This window comes from Chitinophagales bacterium, assembly GCA_020636495.1.
Taxonomy (GTDB): Bacteria; Bacteroidota; Bacteroidia; order Chitinophagales; family Chitinophagaceae; genus UBA5543.
Genome location: JACJXQ010000008.1, coordinates 2,084,171 through 2,106,236, shown reverse-complemented (window position 1 = coordinate 2,106,236; position 22,066 = coordinate 2,084,171). Strand labels below are relative to the sequence as shown.

Here is a 22,066-nt window from a genome sequence, read left to right as displayed (position 1 = left end):
CCGTGGTTAATCACCACGGCTTTTTTGTTGTCGGTGGTGTAGCGGCGATATATTTACAATAACAAAAAAAGCAATGTAAGATGCTGAATACAAACCATACCATATGCGACGAAAAAACGGTTAATTTATATAACCAGGACTATTCGGAAAAATACAGGCACTTTGACGACCTGTATGTAGATATGCCTGACTATAACCACTTTGTCCCTCTGTTGCAGGAGTTGACCGCAAGCTTCAAAAGGCCTATCAAAGTATTAGAAGTAGGTTGCGGCACAGGCAGGTACTTCCACGCACTGAAAAATACCGTTGAACTGACTGGTATAGATATCTCTGGGCCGATGCTGAAACTTGCAGAGACGCCATTGAAAAGCGAAGAGGTGAATATCCCGGTAATAAACTTAATAGAAGGTAGTGTATTTGACTATGATTTCGGCAATGAAAAGTTTGATTTCATCTATTCGATAGGAGTACTGGCAGAGCATGCCCCTTTTACAAAAGAGATATGCGATAAATTGTTTAGCCTGCTGAATGATGACGGCGCCATATACTTCACTGCCGTTGACCTGAATGACAGGAAGAACCTGAAACGCAGGCTTGCAGAAACTGCCTACCCATTATTGCCGGGTAAGATCAAAGAGGCTTTAGACAAAAGATGGGTAACCAACTATATGACACACGATGATCTGGATAAAATGATGTCTGAAAGCAGGTTCGATGATTATAACATCTCGTACTACAAAGCTGAAGGCGGTGGCTGGAAAGGGGCTCATCTGGAGTGTATCGCTAATAAATATGATACTATTGCACGTCCACTTTTCGTGTAAAATGTAAAATACTAAGCGATAACAGGTAAACAATAAGACCTGTGCCGATCGCTAAAACTGAACCTCCAAGGAAGAAGGCGAACCCTTCTTCCTTTACCATTTCAAGAGATATATTCCTAAAGTCTGGTATTATGGATTCTATACCAAGCATCCATTTTCCCAGCGCTACACTTAATGCCATAATGACGAACATTATAGGCGGAACACTGATATTGGCAGCAATGATGAACAAAGCTTTGTTGAGCCTGAATAATATAGCCAGGGGTATACCTACTGCCAGTTGAAAACCCCATATAGGCACAATACCCATAAACACGCCAAAACCCAGAGATACCGCTTTCTTATGGTTGCTTTCACCGGGTGTACCAAAAGCTGCTTTGTATATTACTTTCCTACCCTCCCGGCTGAACAGATTCCTGATAAAATCACGTGGTTTTACCCAGAATACAGAGATAAGCACCAGTATGGTATTCAGAATACTGATTCGGGTAAAATCTTTACCTGGCCGAAAATGAGAAACCCTTTCTTCCGGCCTTGGATAATAAACGGAAACTGGCACTCCCCTCACTGCAATGCCACTCCATGCAGCACGTACAATTACTTCTATTTCGAATTCGTATTTGGAAGTAAAGTATCTCTTATTGGCCAGCTTACTTACAGGGTAAGAACGGTAACCCGACTGCGTATCCTGCAGACGTATACCTGTATTTACCCAAAACCAAAAGTTAGAGAATCGATTACCAAAGCTGCTTTTGCCGGGTACATTCTCCTGGTCCATATTACGGGCACCTATCAGTAATGAATTGGGTTCTGCCTCCAACCAAGTAAGAAATTCAACCACATCCTTCGCATAGTGCTGGCCGTCGCTGTCTAGTGTTATGGCATGTTCATAGCCCAGCTTTACTGCTTCTTTAAAGCCACGCCTCAGGGCCATGCCTTTACCGGCATTAGGTTTATAGCTGACGATGTGTATCTGAGGGAACTGTTTTAGGATAACTTCAGTGTCATCCGTAGAACCATCGTTTACTACTATCACCTGATTGGTATACTTCAGCACATCATTCAGCACAGCAGCCAATGTACCTGCATTGTTGTAGGTAGGTATCAGCACACAGGCTTTCAAATCAAGAAAACGACGCTCGTAAACAGGTTGGTCCATCTCGCTATTACAGATGCTAAACTATTGTTTTATATTCTTTTTACACAAAGCAATTTTTTTCTGTATCGCTTCTTTTTCGTCAACAGTAGCCACCCTGAGGGTCAGAGCATGCTGATAGTACTTAAACGCTGCCGGATACCATTTGTTCATAAAGGCGTAATCACCTGCAATGCGCCATGCGTCATAATACATCGGGTTGCTTTGGATGACCTCTGCTGTATCTACAGGTTTGCCCTGCAGGAGCGCCATTTTATTTTTTCTGAATCTCAGAAAATCCGCATACTGCTGTGAGTAGATGAAACTATCTGCCGCAATGGTCAACCCAACATCATTGACGTTAAAGTCTTTTGATATATCCTTCAGCGCAAAGACCTTTCTAAGGTCGTAACAAATGTATTCGCCCAACTGCCACTTATCGGTACTCACCCACATACGCAGGCTATCCGGCTGAAAGATAACGGAGTGATGGGCTATCAGCTGGTTCACAGCCAGCTCATTGCCCATACCAATATCTGCACCATGCCAGCCTCCCCTGTCCCTGAGTATATCTGCCATTTTCTGCGGATTCAGAGGGTAATACATACCCATGAGTTCCTGAAGACGCATATACCTGTATACTGAAGCACTACGGTTCTTTTGTTCTTTATTCAGCTCCTGCTGTTCAAATTCCTTGCTCTGGTAGTGATTGGTACACTGTATATGGTCACTTTCCGCATCATACACAGAAAGCTTATCGGGTGTCTTTTCTATGATGATCGCCTTGCCGTCTGCAGCACTACCTACCAAAAAGCTTTCAGACACGAACATTGTGCGGCTTTTAGCAATAGCGACCGCCTCCTCTATATTTGACGCATATTGTAATACCTCCCTGGCTACTAATGATACCGGAGTTGCCGCACTGAAAGGAATATCGGAACGGGCCGCATTGATGGTCACTGTCAAACCTTTATCATTCATACCGGATACCACACCGACAAAACCGCCCCAGGTAATAAATGCAAATTTGTTGCCATTTTCAGGCGCATAAAAGGCGACTATCTTATTCTCTGCAAATTTGTCCCCGACCCAGAAATCAAAATTTCTACCCAGCAACATAGAACCATCCTCCGTCTTGCCTCCCCAAGCTCCGAACGATGTACATCCAACCAGCATCATATTCTGTAGCGCATGGCCAATGTCGTGTGCGGCATGATAATTCAAAATACGGGTGTATTTGTCCCCTACCCAATTAAAAGAGTCAGTAGCTGCGCGGGAAATACCATATATCTCGTCTTTATACTCTTCGGTTACATGTTCGGGTAAGTCACGGTTCATGAAGCCAATTACATACTTCAGGAATTTCAGGTACTTTTCAGATGGTATCATCTGTCTTATCTGGTCGGTAAAAGCTATCTCCTGGTCTACTATCTGTTGCTGTGAGAGTAATCCGTTTTTCGCCCCGATATCGTAGGGACTGCCTGAGACATACATTTCATACAATCCATGGTCATTCCGGCGTATCCAGTTGTCGTCTACCTTGAACAAGCTACCCTCTATGTGTTCTTTCCCATATACATAGTCTATACTGTCAGCTACCCGCGGTGGTGGATAGTCGGAAATATTATAAACATATATGCAAAACGCAATACATGCTACCAGGAATATACCCAGTATTACAGCCAGTACCTTAAGTATCTTCCTGATCACGTGCATGGATGCAAAGATAGTGCATAACCCGAACCACTTACCGGCTATTATTACAAATTTAGAAAGTAACAATATATCTGGTCGGTCAGCATGAATTGTTAAGGTTTGTTATAGTTTGAATAGTTATTACAAGTTCGCTTAGTTGTTGTGTTTTGTTGTAAAATCACAAGTATTTTTTACTAAATGACTAATTTCATTTTAATCGGTTCGCATGGCAATAAATAAAAGAACTTAATTGACAATTAAAGACAATTATTATACAAATATACGTAATTTAGCTCAATTAAAATAGTATAATTTATTTGAAAACATTATATTGCTGAATAAATGATCACATGAGTAACACCGAAACTGATAAATACATACAAGGTCTGACTGATGAAGACCTGCAGTTATATATTGATAATTACGCTAAGTACAGAACAGATTATCTACAATCTGCATTAAGTGAATTGAAGAGTCGTAATATTAACATTAGTGAAGATAAAATTAACGCTATTAATGAACACATAGCTAATAAAACAGATCTTGCAGATGAACCAATGTTTGAGAAGGACAGCCCAATACTTGAAAATAACAGACAAGATCACCTGTATACAGATGATGAAAATGCGCCCCTACTTTATTCTAAACAAGCTATTTGGGTATTTTCTGTCGTTTTCATGCCTATATTCGGATCTGTTATGATGGCTCAAAACATAAAAGCCAATCAGAAAGGCTATATACAAGTTATTATTTTCGGAATATTGTACACTGTTGCTTCCCTCGCTTTTCTGATGCAAATACCCAGAAATACAGGATTTACACTAATGGTTAATGGCCTGGGAGCAATGATATTAACTACTTATTTCTGGAACCGCTATATAGGCAACAACACGCTTTTCCGTAAAAGAAAAATATGGAGGCCTCTCATCATTGCTTTACTAATATGCATGCCATTTGTTTTGGCAATAATATTTTACGGTGTAGAGCAGTAATATTTTTTCTACCTAATGGTTCTTCCTGTTATTGAACCTGAAGGCCAGAGATGTGGTCAAAACATAGTCATCATTGAACCATGCCCCACCTCTGCGGAACATCGGGTTTTTGCCTGCGTAGCCTTTTCCTTCTACACGCCACAAAACATTTTTAGTTACCCATCTGTCGTAGGCCAGGCTATACCCCCAAAGAAAGAAACCTGCACCTACGCTGCCAGCATCATTAGGAGCTACTACGTAATATGGATCGCGAAAGTATTCGCCGCGTGCTACCCAGGCTGAGCGCCTGTTGACTTTGTATTTTGTTATCAGTGCAAAACCTGTCCAGTCGTCATAGGTACTGCTACCATCAGCTGTTTGCTGCAGGCCAAGGTCTGCAACTGCAGTAACCTGCCATCTTTTACTTAACTGCATGATGGCGTAAAAGTCTGTAAAGTACCGCATCTTCACCACACCAAAGGGCTGATCGTTACCTACAAAAGTGCTCATGTTGAATGTCAGCTTGTTGGTAGGCGTATAGGTTATCTGCATCCCTCCTGCCGGTGTTGAATTCCCGTTCACACGCTGAATGCGTTGCCATCCGTTCAGGTGCATCAGTGCGAAATACCATTTCTGGTTAATACTCCTGTAACTCAGTCTTACGCCTGCTTCATAATAAGGCGAGTTCTCTGCTATCAGGCTACGGGTGAGTGTAGGACAATCCATACTGATAGCACCTTCGGGGCCTATATGCGATTCAAACACACCCGCGTCCAGCCACAGTTCGCGAAACTTGTGCAGGCGAACACCTCCATTAGCTTCATAGATATTCTTAAGCACACCCGGTTCTGAGGCCATATTGGCATTGGCATATGTACCTGCCATGATACCGATGTTGGCACGTACCCTGTCTTTCTCGTATTTTGCACGGAGCATAGCGAGGTTTACATTCACCTCATTGTGCCTGTTGTGCGAATACACAAAATCGGGGCGATTGTTGCTGGTTGGTTGGTTAAAGTCGTAACCATAATACACCTCACCATACCCTTCTATCACCAACGGTTTCGGAGCTGAATATTCCTGTTCCTTCATTTCATTATCATCCTGGGCAAATGCTGTAGTAGTACAAAAGCCCAATATCAGCGGTAATAATATTTTCTTAACCATAGTATAAAAATACTATCTTGTTTGTAGGGTACAAGTTTTTATAGTTTTAATCTCACTTAAAAAAGTATAAAGATGCGCTGGCAGGGACGCAGAGAAAGCAGTAATGTAGAAGACCGCCGTAGCGGCGGTAGTAGTGGAAAAATGATAGGAGGAGGCGTTGGTGTACTAGTCATCGCAGCTATCGTTTACTTTTTGGGAGGAGACCCAACGGTTGTATTGCAACAAGCTGGCGATCTGCAAAGCTCATCAACAGAACAATACACTCCTGATGCAGCAGAAAATGAGGCTGCACAGTTCGTGTCGGTAGTATTAGCAGAAACTGAGGATTTCTGGCACAGAGAGTTTGCTGATATGGGTTATGAATATAAAGAACCCACACTGGTGCTATTTCATAGTTCTGTTGAGTCAGGTTGCGGACAGGCAGGTGCAGCAAGCGGACCTTTTTATTGCCCGCTTGACCAGAAAGTATATATCGACCTGTCTTTCTACGACGAACTGCATGGACGTTTCGGCGCACCCGGTGATTTTGCTATGGCATATGTAGTGGCTCACGAAGTTGGACACCATGTACAGACACTTTTAGGCATCTCTGAAAAAGTAAGGGCATTAAAAGAATCACGTAGTGAGGTGGAAGCTAATAAACTATCTGTAATGCAGGAACTTCAGGCTGATTTCTTTGCCGGTATGTGGGCTCATTATACAGACAGGATGCAGAATATACTGGATGAGGGAGATATAGACGAAGCACTGAATGCAGCCAATGCAATAGGTGATGACAGGTTGCAGAAACGGTTTGGTAACGGTACCGTAGTTCCTGATGCTTTTACGCACGGTACATCTGCCCAGAGAGTACGCTGGTTCAAAAAAGGCTATGACACAGGCGACATCAGCCAGGGTGATACTTTTGGCACGAGAGAACTTTAGCCTTATCAATGTTTGTTGAATTTACTTCTTCAACTCAAGATATATCGGGCAGTGATCAGAATGTTTTACATCCGGGTATATGTCTGCTGCCTTAAGTTTTTTGGCCAGCGGGTCTGTTACGCTGATGTAGTCGATACGCCAACCTTTGTTCTCTAATCTTACGGACGGAAAACGTTGGCTCCACCACGTGTAGTGATGCGGTTCTTTGTTGAAATGACGGAAGGTGTCTACATAACCATTATCGAAGAACTTATCCATCCATGCACGCTCTTCGGGCAGGAAACCGCTACTCTTCTTATTGCCCACCGGGTTATGGATGTCTATCTCTTTATGACAGATATTATAATCACCACAAATAATAAGGTTGGGGCGAGTTTTTCTCAGCTCATTAAGGTAGTCGTAAAATTCATCCAGCCATTGGTATTTATAGGTCTGGCGTTCGTCACCACTTGTACCACTTGGAAAGTAGGCGTTTATGAGTGAAATGTCCCCAAAATCGGCCCGTATCACCCTTCCTTCAAAATCGCTCTGTTCTATACCGTTACCATAAAAAACCTCAGTAGGTTTCTTTTTCGTAAAAATAGCTACACCGCTGTATCCTTTCTTTTCGGCAGAGAACCAGTAGTTTTGGTAGCCCAACTCTTCCAGTTCCTGGTGGTCAATATTCTCTTTTACTGCTTTCGTTTCCTGCAGGCATATCACGTCTGCAGGGTCTGTGGCTAACCAGTCCATAAATCCCTTTTTTATGGCTGCTCTTATTCCGTTTACGTTGTAGGATATAATTCTCATAATTATCTCGGATAGATTTCCTGGCGAAGTTGGTTCGCCCAGTTGATCAATGTTTCAGTTTCCTGTGCCGTAAGTATGGCATCTTTGTGTATCAGCGTATAACTGCTCAACGGCATTTCTTTCTCTTCCACCATTTCTACTACCTCATGTAGTTTATGGTCTGCTTTTTTAGCACTGTATGTAGCAAATTCAGAGAAGTTCAACTCCTCCTTACCTTCATTGATATGGTTCTGCAGCCACCAGCCTACAGGCTGTATATTGGTGTACCATGGATATTCGGTATTGTTACTGTGGCAATCAAAACAGGCTCGTTTCAGAATACTTTCTACGTTGCCCGGTAATGGGTGCTGTACCCTGATGTCGTTTTGCGAGGGTATTTCAGACACATTCTTTTGGGGGCGAATGAATTGGATGACCACCAATACAGCCAGCAATCCATACATTATTTTCTTAGCCATAGTATTTTGTTTGAGGCAAGATAAAAAATGTGGCAATTTTTAGTTGCCACATTCGGGAATATTTACTTTAAAGTTTCGTCCAGCCATTTGAAGAACTCCCTGTGCCATGCCAGTCCGTTCTGTGCGTGCAACACCCAATGGTTCTCATTCGGGAAGTATAGCAGCTTGCTTTTTATGCCCCTTAACTGTGCGGCCTGGAAGGCTTCCAACCCTTGCTCAATACCTACCCTGAAATCAATACCACCTTGTATGATCATGATAGGCGTATTCCATTTAGCTACCAGTTTGCTCGGGTCATATTTTTCATACGCGGCAGGTGTTGGTTTATCCCATGGCGCACCACCTAAGTCGAAGTTGGCAAACCATAGTTCTTCAGTTGTTCCGTACCAGCTTTTCATGTCGAACAAGCCATCGTGCGCAATAAAAGTCTTAAACCTGTTGTTATGGATGCCCGCAAGCATAAACACACTGTATCCTCCATAGCTGGCACCAATACAACCCAGTCTATCATTATCTACATAAGGTTCTTTAGCTATGTCGTCAATAGCAGCCAGGTAATCCTGCATGGGTTTACCACCCCAGTCTTTACTGATAGATTCATTCCATTGGGTACCCCAGCCCGGCATACCATGACGGTTAGGCGCAACAATGATATATCCGTTTGCAGCCATCAACTGGAAGTTCCAACGGAAGCTGTAGAATTGAGAGAGTGCAGACTGAGGTCCGCCCTGGCAATACAGCAGTGTAGGATACTTCTTCATAGGGTTGAAATCTGGCGGGTAGATCACCCAAACACCCATTTGCTCGCCACTACCTGTAGTTATCATGCGCAACTCTGTTTTGCTCATGCCTATCTTGCTATACAGATCATCATTTTCATGCGTTAATGCACGCATACTGCCATCTTTAGGATTTACAGCATATATCTCAGAAGCGTGATTCATATCCTTACGGTCTACAACCAGTTCTCCACCTGCAAGTTGTCCTGAAGGAGTACCCATATCAAAAGTACCTTTGGTCACCTGCCTTACTACCGGCAGCATTTTCGACATCAGGTTATGAGGAATAGCAATATCAAATAACTGTACCGTACCCTTAGACGGCGCATTTAAGTAGATATGTGTGCTGCTGTTGTCCCAGGCAAAGCCACTTACCGTTTCATCCCATGCAGCGGTCATATTCCTTTTATAGCTGTCACCGCCCCAGTCCATCACTATTATGTCATTCTTGTCAGCTTCATAACCATCGCGGCGCATGCTGGTCCAGGCCAACCTCTGCCCGTCAGGGCTGAAAGATGGGTTGGTATCAAATCCCATCATGCCTGCTGATAAGTTGATGGTATTACCTGTAGCCAATACATAATGGTAAATGTCCGTATTGGTACTTTGGGCATATTCCTTACCAAACTTCTTTTTAGTAACGTACAGCAAACCTTTGCTGTCGGGCGTCCACACTATATCCTCGGCTCCACCGAAAGGTTTTTGCGGGCAATCGTAGGGCATACCTTCTAACAGGTCTTTTGTACTTCCATCTTTTATTGATGTAATAAATACATGTGAGAATTTGCCATCTTCCCATGTGTCCCAATGGCGGTAGTTCAGATCGGTATATATCTGTACGGTAGTTTTAGGCAGGTCGGGATAAATATCCGTTCCCATCATTTTCTTTACAAGTACGTCTTTGCTATAAGCTATGTGTGTACCGTCTGGTGACACTTTAATATTATCCAGTCCTTCTACTCCTTCGTAAATACCCTTCCAGGTCTTCCCTTTGTCTTTACTCAGGTACAACACATTACCTTCAACAGCATACCAGCCGTTCCTGTCTCGTTGTATGACACTTTTATTATCCAGAACAAGTTCTTCGCGATTGCCGTTTGCTGCATTCAGTCCGTATTTCACAGCGGTTGACTTCTCCGTCTTCCAGTCGTATTGTCGTGCGCTATAATAAACAGTTCTGCCATCGCGGCTGATGTCTTGTACGCCTACACGTTTCAGGCTCCATAACAATTCCGGTGTCATTACATTTTGTGCTGACAGTCCCGAAGACACCAGCAACAATAAAGGGATCAATATGCGTTTCATATCAAGATATATTAATCAGTAAAGATAATTTTATTTAGCTCCGGGCCTATCCCCCCTTACGGGTGGTGCGCCTATTTTAGTTTTAGCAGATTGCCCTTCAGTAACCGGCATTACGAAATCCACTACAATCTCCCATCCTGCTTTCATATCTATAACATCCGTATGTGGTATAACGAGTTCAGGCTGTATCTTTTCAAAAAGGTTACCCGTATCCCAGATACCGTTCTCATTTTCGTCTACGATAATGGAAAGACTGTATTTTTCAGGCAAGAGCCGATTTATCTGTACAATAGTGTCAGTTACAGGCTTGTTATATAAGGTGTCTTTTTCTGTCGTTACAACAAGCCTGTATTTTTTGCCTAAATATACAGACGGGACATTTGTGATAAGTATTCCATAATCTTCTTCTCCTTTTGTGCGAAACATATGTTTTGATGGCGTTGCCATCTGTCCTGATGTATCTTCTGCAAAGTCTTTAAGTAGCTTAATGGTATACAAAGTATTTTCCTTCCAGTCTGCATCCATGAACAATATATTGGGCAGTGTGTCGCGGGTGATGGTAAACGGTATTAAAGTATCTGAACTGTCTAATGACAGCGAAATCCTTTCTATATCATAAGTATCTACTGTATTACCGAATGATATCTTCACAGGTTTGTTCAGGTCGTGGGTACGTTTATCTTTGTTAGAAGTGTCTACACCAACACTGTAACGAAAATCTTTACTATCTACGATCATACCCCTTCTTTTACCCGACCTTTCACGCATATTGGTTTTCACGCTATCAGCATCTTTTGCCGTATCTAATGGCGCAATTTCTTTAAAGAGTCTCAACTCTATAAGTTTACCAATAGTATCGGCAGGAAATATAATCGAATCTATAAATGCTATCCTTTCATTCGTACCATCATAAATAAGGTTATCGTTATCATCCTTCAATGCATATATACGGAACGACTTGCCCGGCAATCCAGGCAATATAAAATGGCCTTTGTCTTTTACCTTTACTACATATTCAGGTTTCTCCCTTACGATAGCGCTATCCGGCCTCCTGGCATCATACAGCACGATATTTATGTCGGATCCTGCAGGCTTCCCTGTTACAGCCTCATATGCAGTACCTGCTATCATCAGCGAGTCAAAAAAGCCACCGGTACTGAATATGTAATTCATATTCTTAAATACATTTCCTTCGTTCAGGTCTTTAATCGATTTTCCAAAACTGATACGGTAGGTGGTGCTATCCTTCAGCAACGAGTCAGGTATGCTCACCGTCAACTTTTTACCGGAAAGCACGGTTGTAAGAGGGAATGGCATTACGGGTGATATCTGTATCTCTTTTGTGGCATTGTCCAACGCAATGAACTCATCAAAACGCATTGTTATCTGCGTAACCCGGGTGTTCAATAACGAGTCTGCCGGACTTAATGAAACCAGTTTGGGAGGTGTGGTATCTTTTTTACCCCCTGTAGGAGGAACTATGTTGGCACAACCTGCAACCAACACCAATAAAAATACTACAGAAAAAATACGTAATGGAAACGCCTTCATCGTGAACAAAAATAAGATATAACTGTTGTAATAAAACCTATTTCGTTAAATGTAGGTACCTTTACATAAGTTTTTGATTTAAAGAACATTATTATATAATTACGGTATATGAGCTACAGCATGTTATTATTATTCAATTTCCTTTTTTGGGGTGCACCGGCTACTCCCAAAGACAAGATGCACAAAAGCATATATGAATTCAAAGTTGAGGCATTGGACGGTGGCACTATTGATTTTGCTGATTTCAAAGGTAAAAAGATACTCATAGTTAACACGGCCTCTAAGTGTGGCTTCACACCTCAATATGAAGGGCTTGAAACACTGTATGAGCAAAAGAAAGACAAACTAGTCATAGTGGGCTTTCCGGCTAACAACTTTATGCGCCAGGAGCCAGGTAACAATGAAGAGATAGCTGCTTTCTGTAAAAAGAACTACGGAGTAACCTTCCCGATGGCAGCCAAAATATCTGTGAAAGGTAAAGAAATGGCACCTATATATCACTGGCTGACGAAGAAGGAATACAACAACTATGAAGACAGCGATGTAAAGTGGAACTTCCAGAAATACCTGATAGATGAAGAAGGAAACCTGGTAGGCGTCTTTTCATCTAAGGTGAAACCTGACAGCGAGGAGCTTTTATCAGCTATTGATAAGTAATTACCTACGCGGACATTTTGTAGACGCGATGTCTTTGTCCGCCGTTTTCAATTCCCTGAACTTAACTGAACGTGATGGCAAATACATGTTATCACGTTTTTTTTGTTCCTTTTGCTGCTCTGATCTTTGTTCAGCTACATACACCCTGTCTTCCTTTTCCTGTTGTCTCTTTCCTTTCCTTGTCAATTGAGGAAACTTGACCAGCTTGTCGTGTTGTTTATGAGATCTCCAGAAAGAACGTTTGGGCGGGCAACTTGTCTTATGCCTTTGAGCATAAGCTTCTCCCTGTAGTGTACATAACGCCACAATAACCACTAACCACCATGTCATCTTCTGTTTCATACCTGCACATTTTATCTGTTATACCATCTACACCTGAAACAGGTTGCTCTATTATAACAGACGGCAGATAAGCTGCAGAAGTGAGGCATGATTTGTTAAAAAACTGTCACAAAAAACCAGTTACCTGCGGCGTGTCTTCCAATTGGCAGAAACTCCATTCACTGCAGTATTCAGCTGAGTAACAGGCTTTTTCTCCTTGTTCCAGACATAAGCAGAAAGCAGTGCAGCCACTTTTTCCGTGTCCTCGTCCCTGTCTTCCAAATACTCAGGTTTAAAGTACTTTTCGATGAACCCGGTATCGAAGTTGCCTGTACGGAAAGGTTCTGTTTGTACAGCCCATTTACCGAAACCAAGCGTAGTTTGTATGCCACTCACATGATACTCGTCTATTGCACGGCAGAGCCTGTCGATAGCCTCATCACGTGTAGCAGCATGCACTACCAGCTTGGCTATCATGGGGTCGTAGTAGATAGGAATATCCATACCTTGCTCGTATCCATCGTCTACCCTTACGCCGGGCCCTTTTGGCGGCATATAAGTCACCAGTTTACCTGTATCGGGCAGAAAGTTGTTGGCAGGATCTTCAGCGCAAACCCTTAATTCTATTGAGTGGCCGTTGATCTCCAGGTCGTCCTGGGAGAAGGAAAGCTTTTCTCCCCTTGCCACGTTTATCTGTTCGCGCACTAGGTCAACCCCGGTAATCATTTCCGTCACGCAGTGTTCTACCTGCAGGCGTGTGTTCATTTCCAGGAAGTAGAAGTTCAGGTTCTCGTCTACCAGGAACTCTACCGTACCGGCACCGTGGTATTTACAAGAACGTGCAACGGCAACTGCGCTTTCGCCCATAGCCTTACGTATATCAGGTGTCAGGCAACTGGATGGCGCCTCTTCTACCAGTTTCTGGTGGCGGCGCTGTATGGAACACTCACGCTCGAACAGGTAGACATAGTTACCATGCTGATCGCCCATGAGTTGTATCTCTATATGCCTTGGCGCAGCAACATATTTCTCGATGAATACCGCATCATCGCCGAAGGAACTTAATGCCTCACTTTTAGCCATTTGCATCTGGCTTCCTAGTTCATCTTCACTGTTCACTACACGCATACCCTTACCACCACCACCGGCAGAAGCTTTTATCAGCACGGGATATCCTGCTTCTTTGGCTATTTTCTTCGCTTCGTCTACACTTTGTATAGCGTTCTCAGTACCCGGTACCATAGGTACATTGAACTTCTTGGCGGCCTGCTTGGCAGATATCTTGCTACCCATCATATCGATAGAGTAAGCAGATGGGCCTATGAATATCAATCCCGCATCAGAAACGGCTTTTGAAAAAGCGGCGTTCTCACTTAGGAAACCGTAACCCGGGTGAATGCCATCAGCCCCGGTTTGTTTGGCTACTTCTATTATCTTCTCTGCCCTGAGATAAGATTGTGCTGATAAAGCCGGCCCGATACATACCGCCTCGTCGGCAAACCTGACAAAAGGCATATTTCTATCCGCTTCGGAAAATACAGCTACGGTTTTGATACCCATTTCCCTTGCCGTACGCATGATACGCAGGGCAATCTCGCCACGATTGGCCACCAGAATTTTTTGCATAAGCGCTAAGATAATTGATTCAGCGTAAACAGCGTACGTTACTCCTCAGATTTGAGACTATTCCCCTCTCCGTATTTCACGAACATATTAAGGTATAACACACGTGATATACGCATCAACCAGGGCTGGGCCAGCAGGACAATGGCTATACTGGTGGCCAGGTAATAATATACACTGTTATCCATAAAAGAAAGGCCGAATATGAGCCAGTAAGCTACCAGTACAATGGCAAATAACGCTACAGACAGGGCATAACTAACATAACCGGTGCCATAGTAGAAACCAACCTCCAGCTCGAACTTCTGGCCGCAGACAGGGCAAGTATCAGGCATATCCAGTACTTTGCCGAGGGGGAAAATGCTTTTATTGGTGAACATATTACCCTTTCTGCATTTGGGGCATTTCATATGAACCATCGAGGAGACAAGACCCGGTGTATTATCGTTAGCCATTTGTGATAATTTGTACAAAGATAATTACTAATAGCAGGTGGCAGTGTAACAATCATTACATACCGGCATAGAGGTGTTATATATAGTAGATTCTCCTGTATGTTATTACTACCCTTCAAAAATGTACATTTTTGTATCGTTTTGTATCGTTTTGTATCGAAATGTAGCAGATATTGGGGTATGTGTTTCAATTTATATACATATTACAAAAATGTCATTTCATAATAACCTTAGCTGGATAAAAAATTGTTTCCTTTTGTTTCCCCCGGAAAACTGGAAATAATAAAAATATTCGCATTGGTGACAGAGTTTCAAAGAGCTTCTTTACAATTGTAAATATACATAAATAATACGTATTTATGAAATAAAAAAATGATAAATATAGAATATTCGTTAACTTTAGTACACGTGTTAGTTTATAAAAAAAACAATTTGTGTTATGAGCAGGAAAAAGACAATAAATACAAAATTATTAATTGCAGGATTACTGGTAATGAATACCCTGGTGATCGTTAATTACTTTATACCGATACATATAGATGTCATTGACTTCTTTAAAGGTATGGGAGTGGCATTTATTGCAGCAAGCTTGTTTGTGTCTCCACACAAGCCAGAACAGAGTAATCCAGTTTAAATTAAGCTCCTACTTTACAATTGGCAATTGCCTCTAAAAGGAATAAATTGTGTGCTGATAGACGCAAAACAGAGACATTTATGCCTAAGGCTATAATTACAGGAGCTACACAGGGAATAGGGAAAGCTATTACAGAAAAATTATTATCACAGGGATTTGACGTGGCTGTATGCGCACGCACGGAAAGTGACCTGCAACAACTGGCACAGGAATGGAAAGCCGCTAATCCCGATGCGGAAATTATTACCTACCGTGCTGATATGGGTAAAAAAGAGGAGGTACTGGCCTTTGCGACTCATGTATTATCTGCATTCAAAAGCATTGACCTATTAGTAAATAACGCAGGATTGTTCTTTCCCGGCAAACTGATGGAAGAACCGGACGGGCACCTGGAAACACTCATGGAAGTAAATATGTACAGTGCCTACTACCTGACAAGGGCAGTTCAGCCATCTATGCCTAAACGAGCTAAGAGCCACATCTTTAATATATGCAGTGTTGCCAGCCTGAAGGCCTACCCTAACGGTGGTAGTTACGGTATTACCAAATACGCCCTGTTAGGTTTTTCCGAGAACCTGAGAGAAGAACTGAAAGAGGATGGCATCAGGGTGACCTCTATATGTCCCGGTGCTACCTACAGCCGCTCGTGGGAAGGAGCAGGTATAGACCCCGAAAGATTTATGGAAGCTAATGACGTAGCCGAGATGCTATGGGCCGCTTATCATCTCTCCGCAAAAGCAGATGTAGAAACACTTGTTATGCGCCCGATAAAAGGCGATTTGTGAGTTTTTTAACAGTGCTTTAACCGTACGCCAACATACACGGGGGCGGTTAAATTTTATTTTTGTACTTGTAAAAAATCATGATACATAAACGGAACATATTTCGCGTTATAGTAGCCTGCCTGATGGTGGCTGCATGTGCCAAAAGTGTGCCAGCACAGGATGCCGTATTCTCGGCCAGTGCCAGTGCCAACAAAATAGGCATACAGGACCAGGTGCAGGTGCAGTATATGATAAAAGACGTGCCTAACCTGAAAACACTGGGCCCCAAGCCAGAGATAAGTAAGGATTTTGCCATAGTGGGTGGCCCCTACCAGAGTTCAGGTACACAAATGAGCTATGTGAACGGGCACATGACCCGTAGCGAAAGCATCACTATTACCTATGTACTGCAACCCAAAAGGAAAGGTAAAATGACCATACCCGCGGCAGTAGCTACTGATGGTAATGGAGACACTTATGAGTCGAACAGCCTGCCACTGGAAGTGGTGGACGGAACACTTGCACAACAGCGGCAACAAAGAGCTTACGACCCTTTCAATGACGATCCTTTTGAAGCATTGATGCAGCAGCGCCAGCGCCAGATGCAGGCCATGCAACAAAGACAACAACAGCAACAAGCCACACCTGAAGAAGCCAATGTAAACCTGGATAAAGACCTGTTTATAAAAGTAGAGGTTGACAAGAGTAAAGTACATGTGGGCGAACAAATAACCGCATCGTATAAGCTGTATGCTGCCCTGCCTATGAATGTAAGCATATCCAAACTACCCTCTTTAAATGGCTTCTGGACCCAGGACTTTGATATGCCCAAGGGAAAGATAACACCCGTTGAAAAAGTAGTAGACGGTAAAAGGTACCAGGTATTTACGCTGAAAAAGTCGGCACTGTTCCCGCAACAATCAGGCACGCTGGAGCTTGACCCGGCTGAAGCAGAGGGTGTAGCCCGTATAGTACAAAAAACAAGGCAGCGCGACCCGTTCTTCGACGACCCGTTCTTCAGCAGCTTTTTTATGGATGACCCTATGGCAGACCAGTTCTTCAGCAGAATGGCGTATAAAGATGTGCGTGTAACGCTGAAAAGCAAGCCGGTAAAAATAGAAGTATTACCAGTACCGGAAGAAGGCAAACCGGAAAGTTATACGGGTGCCGTGGGCGACTTTACCGTAAACAGCAGTATAGATAAAACAGAAATAACCACAGATGACGTAGCCAACCTGAAACTGGTGATCACCGGCAGTGGAAATATAAAACTGATAGAAGCTCCCAGGCTGCAACTACCCAACGGGCTGAGCGGATATGATCCTGCCATAGTAGATACTATTACAGGACGTACTACTACCATCAGTGGCTCCAAGACCATCACCTATGCTATATCTGCCCGTACACCGGGAGATTATACGATTCCGTCGATACCTTTTACTTATTTCAATCCGGAAACAGGTAAATATGTAACGAGTAATACAGCACCTGTAAAGATACAGGTGAAACCCGGCAAGAATTACATGGCTGATGCGCCAAGCAATACTTTATTGACCGATATACACCCGATACATACATCGCCCATAGGCAACCTGAAACTGAACAGCAAACCGATCGTGCTCTCTGTTGGCTATTGGTCAATATATGCAGTGCCTCTGTTCGCCTTTATAGGCATCATAGCATGGAAACGAAGGGAAGATGAGTTGGCTAAGGACACAACCCTGCTCAGGAACAGGCGTGCCAATAAAGTGGCACTGAAAAGGCTGGCTGCCGCACAAAAGCTGTTGCAGAAAAACGAGCGCACGCCTTTTTACGAAGAAATATCAAAAGCAATTTGGTTATATTTAAGCGACAAGCTGAACATACCGTTATCCTCTTTATCGAAGGAAAATGTATGGGACGCTTTACATAACAGGAATATAGACAGAGCACTGCAGCAGCAAACGGAACAGGTGATGAATGAATGCGAGACCGCATTGTATTCCGGCACCGGAGGTTCGCAACAAATGAACCAGACCTATAACGAAGCTGTTGCCGTGATCAGTAAACTGGAAGAATCGTTCAAAGCATGAGTATAAGACTGTCGCTGACGTGTATAGCAATATTGCTGAATATCAGTGTTTTTGCCAATGGTAATTATGAAGACTGGTGGCAGAAAGGGAATAATTATTACACACAAAAGAACTATGACAGCGCGGCCTATTGCTATAACCAACTGGCCCAACTGCAACCGGGGAATGCAGAAGTGTATTACAACCTGGGGAACACCTATTACCGCCTGAACCTTATCAGCAAGGCGATATTGAATTATGAGCGGGCGCTGAAAGCAGAGCCCGGCCATAAGCAGGCCGCAGACAACCTGTACCTGACACAAAGCCGTATCAAGAACAGGATACAGGCCCTGCCCGAAATATTCTTTATACGATGGTGGAAAAGCATGACCGGGAATAACCTGGCCAATATTTACGCAGGCATCGCCGCATTCCTTTTCCTGCTGCTGATAGGCTACCAGATAGCAAAAAAGCTAGGTTACCTTACGTTGGATGTACCGGTACAGGCTACATGGGCTGCGGTATCATTAAGTGTATTATTCATTATACTGAGTATAGTATCTGCCCAGGGTTCTATCAGTGCTACACAGGCAATAGTGATGCAGGAAGAAGCACAAATGATGCGCGAACCTAAATACGCTCAACCCCTTAGCCTGATACCGGAAGGTACCAAAGTAGACATCAGCAAGGAAGAAGCGGGCTGGTATGAAGTGCGGCTGCCCGATGGCAGAACCGGCTGGCTGGCAACAGCAACGGTTGAAAAAATCTGACCAATTAAGTCGAACATTTTTTGTTGGTTTGCATATGGCTTACCGGGTAAAAACATCCTGGATACTGAGAGACCTGTTGTTCAAACGGCTGGTGTGGCGCATGCCGCCGGGCAACAGTAATGCAGATATTTACCTGACCTTTGATGACGGGCCACACCCTACGGCTACCCGTTTCGTACTGGATCAACTGAAACAATACAACGCCAAGGCTACCTTCTTCTGCATAGGTAAGAATGTAGCCGCGCATGAGGATATATATAGTGAGTTACTGGAACAGGGGCACAGCATAGGTAATCATACGCAAAACCACCTGAACGGCTGGCACACAAGGAAAGACAAATACCTTTGCAACATCAGGCAGGCAGAAGTACATATTGACAGCAGGATGTTCAGGCCGCCCTATGGCCGTATTACCCGCGGGCAGATCAATTCATTATTGATGCGCAACGATCCGTATACTATATATATGTGGGACGTACTGAGCGGGGATTTTGATACGGAACTAACACCGCAGCAGTGCTTAGATAATGTACTGCAAAATATACAGCCGGGCAGCATTGTCGTATTTCATGACAGCGATAAAGCATGGGAAAGGATGAGCTATACACTACCTAAAGTGCTGGCCTATTGCCGGGAGATGAACTGGAATTTAAAAGCATTACCGAACAACAGATGATATTTACAGATACACATACACACCTGTACGACGAGCAATTGACGACGGACGACAATATACAAACAGCTATAGACACCGGAGTAACCAAAATGTACATGCCTAACTGCGATAGCACCACCATAAAAGGCATGATGCAACTGGCGGAACAACACCCGCAAAACTGTTTCCCTATGATGGGCGTGCATCCATGCTACATAAAAGAGAACTATAAAGATGAGCTGGCAATAGCAGCAGAACAACTAACGCAACATAAGTTTTACGCCATAGGAGAAATAGGCCTGGACTACTATTGGGACATGACCTATAAAGAGCAGCAAATAGAAGCTTTTGCAACACAGATAGACTGGGCGCTGCAATATGACCTGCCTATAGTTATCCATAGCCGTGAATCGTTGCAGGATTGCATAGACATAGTACGCAAAAAACAGAATGGTAAGCTGAAAGGAATATTTCACTGTTTTGGCGGCAGCCTGCAGGAGGCACAACAGATAACGGAACTGGGCTTTTATATGGGTATTGGTGGCGTGGTTACCTTTAAGAACAGCAAGCTACCTGAAGTATTGAAAGAAGTAGACCTGGCCCATATAGTACTGGAAACAGATGCCCCCTACCTTGCTCCTACCCCATACAGGGGCAAAAGGAATGAAAGCAGCTATATACCGCTGATAGCAGAAAGGCTGGCGGATATAAAACAGGTGAATATATCTGTAGTAGCAGAAGCCACTACGGCTAATGCAGCGAAAATCTTCGGCAACTAATCACATTTTTAGTTAGCTTTGCAGCCCTTACGGAGAGATGCTCGAGTGGTTGAAGAGGCACGCCTGGAAAGTGTGTATACCTGTCAAAGGGTATCCAGGGTTCGAATCCCTGTCTCTCCGCAGAATAAAAATAAGCCTTAAAGCTGCTATGCTTTGAGGCTTATTTGTTCATATACCTTTCCAACAATTTGTACTATCTTTTCAGCAAGAAGCAGCAATATGCAAAGGGAACAATTTACAGAAGAGATCATCAACGGTTATACATTTAAAGGCGGATCTTTTTTACTCGGAAGCGCCATACTGAATGGAGAAGTAGTGGCAGAAGCGCAGGTAAAAGTACCGCTCCGCACATTGAACCGACATGGACTGATAGCCGGAGCCACCGGTACCGGTAAGACAAAAACATTACAGGTACTGGCTGAAGCCTTGAGTAATGCCAGCGTGCCCGTATTGCTGATGGATATAAAAGGCGACCTGAGCGGCCTTGCTGCTGCCAGCCCCGGTCACCCGAAAATTGACGAACGTGCAAAGCAACTGGGCATTGAGTTCAAACCTTCTGCTTTTCCTGTTGAATTATTATCGCTGAGTAATGAACCCGGGGTGAGGCTGAGGGCTACTGTTACTGAATTCGGGCCTGTATTACTGGCCAAAGTGCTGGATCTGAACAGCACACAGGAAAGCATACTGGCTATGTTATTCAAATACTGCGACGATAACCAGTTGCCGCTGCTGGACCTGAAAGACCTGCAAAAGACCCTGCAATGGGCTGCCAACGAAGGTAAAGACGCGCTGAAAGATGAATACGGCACAATTTCTACCTCGTCTGTCGGGACTATCATGCGCAAGGTAATAGAGTTGCAGCAACAGGGAGCTGATAATATATTCGGCGAGCCATCGTTTGAAGTAGAAGACCTGATGCGTATTGCAGATGACGGAAGAGGTATGATCAATATACTGCGTGTGACAGACATCCAGGACAAACCTAAGATGTTCTCTACATTCATGCTGCAACTGCTATCGGAACTGTATGCAAATATGCCTGAAGAAGGTGACCTGGACCAACCCAAACTGGTGATGTTCATAGACGAAGCGCACCTGGTATTTGATAATGCCAACAGTGTGCTGATCAGTCAACTGGAGACTATCATCAAGTTGATACGCTCAAAAGGAGTAGGTATATTCTTTGTGACACAAAACCCTGTAGATATAGCCCCGGCAGTACTCAGTCAATTAGGCCTTAAGATACAGCATGCGCTACGTGCCTTTACCGCCAACGACCGTAAAGCTATCAAGCAAACTGCGGAGAATTACCCCTTGAGTGAGTACTACGATACTGACGAGATCATCACACAACTGGGGACCGGTGAGGCCTTGGTCACCCTGCTGAATGAAAAGGGCATCCCTACTCCGCTGGCAGCTACTATGCTCTGCCCTCCGCAGTCGAGAATGGATATCCTCACGACCGAAGAAATAAATGCACTGGTAAGAAGATCAAGATTGACAGACAGGTATAACCGTACTATTGATAGCAAAAGTGCCTACGAGATACTAACGGAAAAACTACAGGCGGCTAAAGAAGCAGAGCCTGAAGTGAAAACACGCAGACAGGAAGAGGAAAAATCGACATTGGAAACAATTGCTGACAATGCCGTAGTAAAAAGCATGATGCGTACTGCAGGCAATATGATCGTGAGAAGCTTGTTGGGCTCACTAGGTGTAAGTACCAGCACGCGCAGGAAGAAGAAGAGTTTTTTCTAAG

The 22,066-nt window shown here is 43.6% G+C and carries 21 protein-coding genes and 1 tRNA gene; 12 read left to right on the top strand and 10 right to left on the bottom strand.

Annotation, left to right across the window (positions count from 1 at the left end; genetic code table 11):
* The first annotated feature begins 80 nt into the window (after positions 1-80).
* Complete coding sequence (locus tag H6550_09240) at positions 81-824, top strand: class I SAM-dependent methyltransferase (protein MCB9046311.1); 744 nt, start codon at positions 81-83, stop codon at positions 822-824.
* Here H6550_09240 and H6550_09235 read toward each other — a convergent pair.
* Positions 799-1,983 carry a DUF2062 domain-containing protein gene (locus H6550_09235; GenBank protein ID MCB9046310.1) on the bottom strand — a complete coding sequence of 395 codons (1,185 nt, stop codon included), beginning with the start codon at positions 1,981-1,983 and terminating at the stop codon, positions 799-801. The genes H6550_09240 and H6550_09235 overlap by 26 nt on opposite strands.
* Before the next feature lie 21 nt (positions 1,984-2,004).
* On the bottom strand, positions 2,005-3,675 hold the full coding sequence (locus H6550_09230) for a peptidase C45 (GenBank protein ID MCB9046309.1): 1,671 nt from the start codon (positions 3,673-3,675) through the stop codon (positions 2,005-2,007).
* Between the two features lie 329 nt (positions 3,676-4,004).
* Between H6550_09230 and H6550_09225 the strand changes: the two genes are divergently transcribed.
* Positions 4,005-4,646: a hypothetical protein gene (locus tag H6550_09225; protein MCB9046308.1), complete on the top strand. Its 642-nt coding sequence runs from the start codon at positions 4,005-4,007 to the stop codon at positions 4,644-4,646.
* Positions 4,647-4,658: 12 nt separating this feature from the next.
* Here the strand turns inward: H6550_09225 and H6550_09220 are convergent, their stop codons facing one another.
* Positions 4,659-5,792, bottom strand: coding sequence for a porin (locus tag H6550_09220; protein ID MCB9046307.1), 1,134 nt, complete (start codon positions 5,790-5,792; stop codon positions 4,659-4,661).
* A 72-nt stretch (positions 5,793-5,864) separates the two neighbouring features.
* On the opposite strand from H6550_09220, the gene H6550_09215 reads away from it, so the two are divergent.
* Complete coding sequence (locus H6550_09215; GenBank protein ID MCB9046306.1) at positions 5,865-6,716, top strand: neutral zinc metallopeptidase; 852 nt, start codon at positions 5,865-5,867, stop codon at positions 6,714-6,716.
* Positions 6,717-6,737: 21 nt separating this feature from the next.
* On the opposite strand, the gene xth is transcribed toward H6550_09215, so the two are convergent.
* The 4 genes from xth to H6550_09195 all read right to left on the bottom strand — a co-directional run bounded on the left by xth (position 6,738) and on the right by H6550_09195 (position 11,598).
* Complete coding sequence (gene xth / locus H6550_09210; GenBank protein ID MCB9046305.1) at positions 6,738-7,505, bottom strand: exodeoxyribonuclease III; 768 nt, start codon at positions 7,503-7,505, stop codon at positions 6,738-6,740.
* Positions 7,506-7,507: 2 nt separating this feature from the next.
* Positions 7,508-7,963 carry a heme-binding domain-containing protein gene (locus H6550_09205; GenBank protein ID MCB9046304.1) on the bottom strand — a complete coding sequence of 152 codons (456 nt, stop codon included), beginning with the start codon at positions 7,961-7,963 and terminating at the stop codon, positions 7,508-7,510.
* Between the two features lie 62 nt (positions 7,964-8,025).
* The gene (locus H6550_09200; GenBank protein ID MCB9046303.1) at positions 8,026-10,047 is read right to left on the bottom strand and encodes a S9 family peptidase; all 2,022 of its coding nucleotides are present in this window, start codon (positions 10,045-10,047) and stop codon (positions 8,026-8,028) included.
* 30 nt (positions 10,048-10,077) lie between these two features.
* Positions 10,078-11,598: an Ig-like domain-containing protein gene (locus H6550_09195; GenBank protein MCB9046302.1), complete on the bottom strand. Its 1,521-nt coding sequence runs from the start codon at positions 11,596-11,598 to the stop codon at positions 10,078-10,080.
* A 108-nt stretch (positions 11,599-11,706) separates the two neighbouring features.
* Here H6550_09195 and H6550_09190 point away from each other — a divergent pair, with 108 nt between their 5' ends.
* Positions 11,707-12,255 carry a glutathione peroxidase gene (locus H6550_09190; protein ID MCB9046301.1) on the top strand — a complete coding sequence of 183 codons (549 nt, stop codon included), beginning with the start codon at positions 11,707-11,709 and terminating at the stop codon, positions 12,253-12,255.
* Here H6550_09190 and H6550_09185 read toward each other — a convergent pair whose 3' ends face one another.
* The 3 genes from H6550_09185 to H6550_09175 all read right to left on the bottom strand — a co-directional run bounded on the left by H6550_09185 (position 12,256) and on the right by H6550_09175 (position 14,654).
* The gene (locus tag H6550_09185; protein ID MCB9046300.1) at positions 12,256-12,597 is read right to left on the bottom strand and encodes a hypothetical protein; all 342 of its coding nucleotides are present in this window, start codon (positions 12,595-12,597) and stop codon (positions 12,256-12,258) included.
* A 120-nt stretch (positions 12,598-12,717) separates the two neighbouring features.
* Positions 12,718-14,202, bottom strand: coding sequence for an acetyl-CoA carboxylase biotin carboxylase subunit (accC, locus tag H6550_09180; GenBank protein ID MCB9046299.1), 1,485 nt, complete (start codon positions 14,200-14,202; stop codon positions 12,718-12,720).
* Between the two features lie 38 nt (positions 14,203-14,240).
* Entirely contained in the window at positions 14,241-14,654 is a 414-nt protein-coding gene (locus tag H6550_09175) for a DUF983 domain-containing protein (protein MCB9046298.1), read from the bottom strand.
* Positions 14,655-15,093: 439 nt separating this feature from the next.
* Between H6550_09175 and H6550_09170 the strand changes: the two genes are divergently transcribed.
* The 8 genes from H6550_09170 (at position 15,094) to H6550_09135 (ending at position 22,065) form a co-directional block, all read left to right on the top strand.
* Positions 15,094-15,288 carry a hypothetical protein gene (locus H6550_09170; GenBank protein MCB9046297.1) on the top strand — a complete coding sequence of 65 codons (195 nt, stop codon included), beginning with the start codon at positions 15,094-15,096 and terminating at the stop codon, positions 15,286-15,288.
* 80 nt (positions 15,289-15,368) lie between these two features.
* A complete protein-coding gene (locus H6550_09165; GenBank protein ID MCB9046296.1) occupies positions 15,369-16,073 on the top strand; it encodes an SDR family oxidoreductase in 705 nt (234 codons plus the stop codon).
* A gap of 77 nt (positions 16,074-16,150) precedes the next feature.
* Positions 16,151-18,124 carry a protein BatD gene (locus H6550_09160; GenBank protein MCB9046295.1) on the top strand — a complete coding sequence of 658 codons (1,974 nt, stop codon included), beginning with the start codon at positions 16,151-16,153 and terminating at the stop codon, positions 18,122-18,124.
* Entirely contained in the window at positions 18,121-18,873 is a 753-nt protein-coding gene (locus tag H6550_09155) for a tetratricopeptide repeat protein (protein ID MCB9046294.1), read from the top strand. The genes H6550_09160 and H6550_09155 overlap by 4 nt, the downstream gene beginning before the upstream one ends.
* 34 nt (positions 18,874-18,907) lie before the next feature.
* Entirely contained in the window at positions 18,908-19,549 is a 642-nt protein-coding gene (locus H6550_09150; protein ID MCB9046293.1) for a polysaccharide deacetylase family protein, read from the top strand.
* Positions 19,546-20,307, top strand: a complete 762-nt coding sequence (locus tag H6550_09145) for a TatD family hydrolase (protein ID MCB9046292.1) — start codon at positions 19,546-19,548, stop codon at positions 20,305-20,307. The genes H6550_09150 and H6550_09145 overlap by 4 nt, the downstream gene beginning before the upstream one ends.
* 31 nt (positions 20,308-20,338) lie before the next feature.
* Positions 20,339-20,427 (top strand) — tRNA-Ser (locus H6550_09140).
* A gap of 99 nt (positions 20,428-20,526) precedes the next feature.
* On the top strand, positions 20,527-22,065 hold the full coding sequence (locus tag H6550_09135) for a DUF853 family protein (GenBank protein ID MCB9046291.1): 1,539 nt from the start codon (positions 20,527-20,529) through the stop codon (positions 22,063-22,065).
* Position 22,066: the final 1 nt, after the last annotated feature.

What these genes read in the sequence shown, in the direction of transcription:
- accC (MCB9046299.1), bottom strand. Translation starts at nt 14,202, where the DNA reads ATGCAAAAAATTCTGGTGGCCAATCGTGGCGAGATTGCCCTGCGTATC.
- H6550_09155 (MCB9046294.1), top strand. Translation starts at nt 18,121, where the DNA reads ATGAGTATAAGACTGTCGCTGACGTGTATAGCAATATTGCTGAATATC.
- H6550_09205 (MCB9046304.1), bottom strand. Translation starts at nt 7,963, where the DNA reads ATGGCTAAGAAAATAATGTATGGATTGCTGGCTGTATTGGTGGTCATC.
- H6550_09185 (MCB9046300.1), bottom strand. Translation starts at nt 12,597, where the DNA reads ATGAAACAGAAGATGACATGGTGGTTAGTGGTTATTGTGGCGTTATGT.
- H6550_09150 (MCB9046293.1), top strand. Translation starts at nt 18,908, where the DNA reads ATGGCTTACCGGGTAAAAACATCCTGGATACTGAGAGACCTGTTGTTC.
- H6550_09135 (MCB9046291.1), top strand. Translation starts at nt 20,527, where the DNA reads ATGCAAAGGGAACAATTTACAGAAGAGATCATCAACGGTTATACATTT.
- H6550_09175 (MCB9046298.1), bottom strand. Translation starts at nt 14,654, where the DNA reads ATGGCTAACGATAATACACCGGGTCTTGTCTCCTCGATGGTTCATATG.
- H6550_09195 (MCB9046302.1), bottom strand. Translation starts at nt 11,598, where the DNA reads ATGAAGGCGTTTCCATTACGTATTTTTTCTGTAGTATTTTTATTGGTG.
- H6550_09165 (MCB9046296.1), top strand. Translation starts at nt 15,369, where the DNA reads ATGCCTAAGGCTATAATTACAGGAGCTACACAGGGAATAGGGAAAGCT.
- H6550_09200 (MCB9046303.1), bottom strand. Translation starts at nt 10,047, where the DNA reads ATGAAACGCATATTGATCCCTTTATTGTTGCTGGTGTCTTCGGGACTG.
- H6550_09240 (MCB9046311.1), top strand. Translation starts at nt 81, where the DNA reads ATGCTGAATACAAACCATACCATATGCGACGAAAAAACGGTTAATTTA.
- H6550_09160 (MCB9046295.1), top strand. Translation starts at nt 16,151, where the DNA reads ATGATACATAAACGGAACATATTTCGCGTTATAGTAGCCTGCCTGATG.
- H6550_09225 (MCB9046308.1), top strand. Translation starts at nt 4,005, where the DNA reads ATGAGTAACACCGAAACTGATAAATACATACAAGGTCTGACTGATGAA.
- H6550_09220 (MCB9046307.1), bottom strand. Translation starts at nt 5,792, where the DNA reads ATGGTTAAGAAAATATTATTACCGCTGATATTGGGCTTTTGTACTACT.
- H6550_09215 (MCB9046306.1), top strand. Translation starts at nt 5,865, where the DNA reads ATGCGCTGGCAGGGACGCAGAGAAAGCAGTAATGTAGAAGACCGCCGT.
- xth (MCB9046305.1), bottom strand. Translation starts at nt 7,505, where the DNA reads ATGAGAATTATATCCTACAACGTAAACGGAATAAGAGCAGCCATAAAA.
- H6550_09235 (MCB9046310.1), bottom strand. Translation starts at nt 1,983, where the DNA reads ATGGACCAACCTGTTTACGAGCGTCGTTTTCTTGATTTGAAAGCCTGT.
- H6550_09190 (MCB9046301.1), top strand. Translation starts at nt 11,707, where the DNA reads ATGAGCTACAGCATGTTATTATTATTCAATTTCCTTTTTTGGGGTGCA.
- H6550_09170 (MCB9046297.1), top strand. Translation starts at nt 15,094, where the DNA reads ATGAGCAGGAAAAAGACAATAAATACAAAATTATTAATTGCAGGATTA.
- H6550_09230 (MCB9046309.1), bottom strand. Translation starts at nt 3,675, where the DNA reads ATGCACGTGATCAGGAAGATACTTAAGGTACTGGCTGTAATACTGGGT.
- H6550_09145 (MCB9046292.1), top strand. Translation starts at nt 19,546, where the DNA reads ATGATATTTACAGATACACATACACACCTGTACGACGAGCAATTGACG.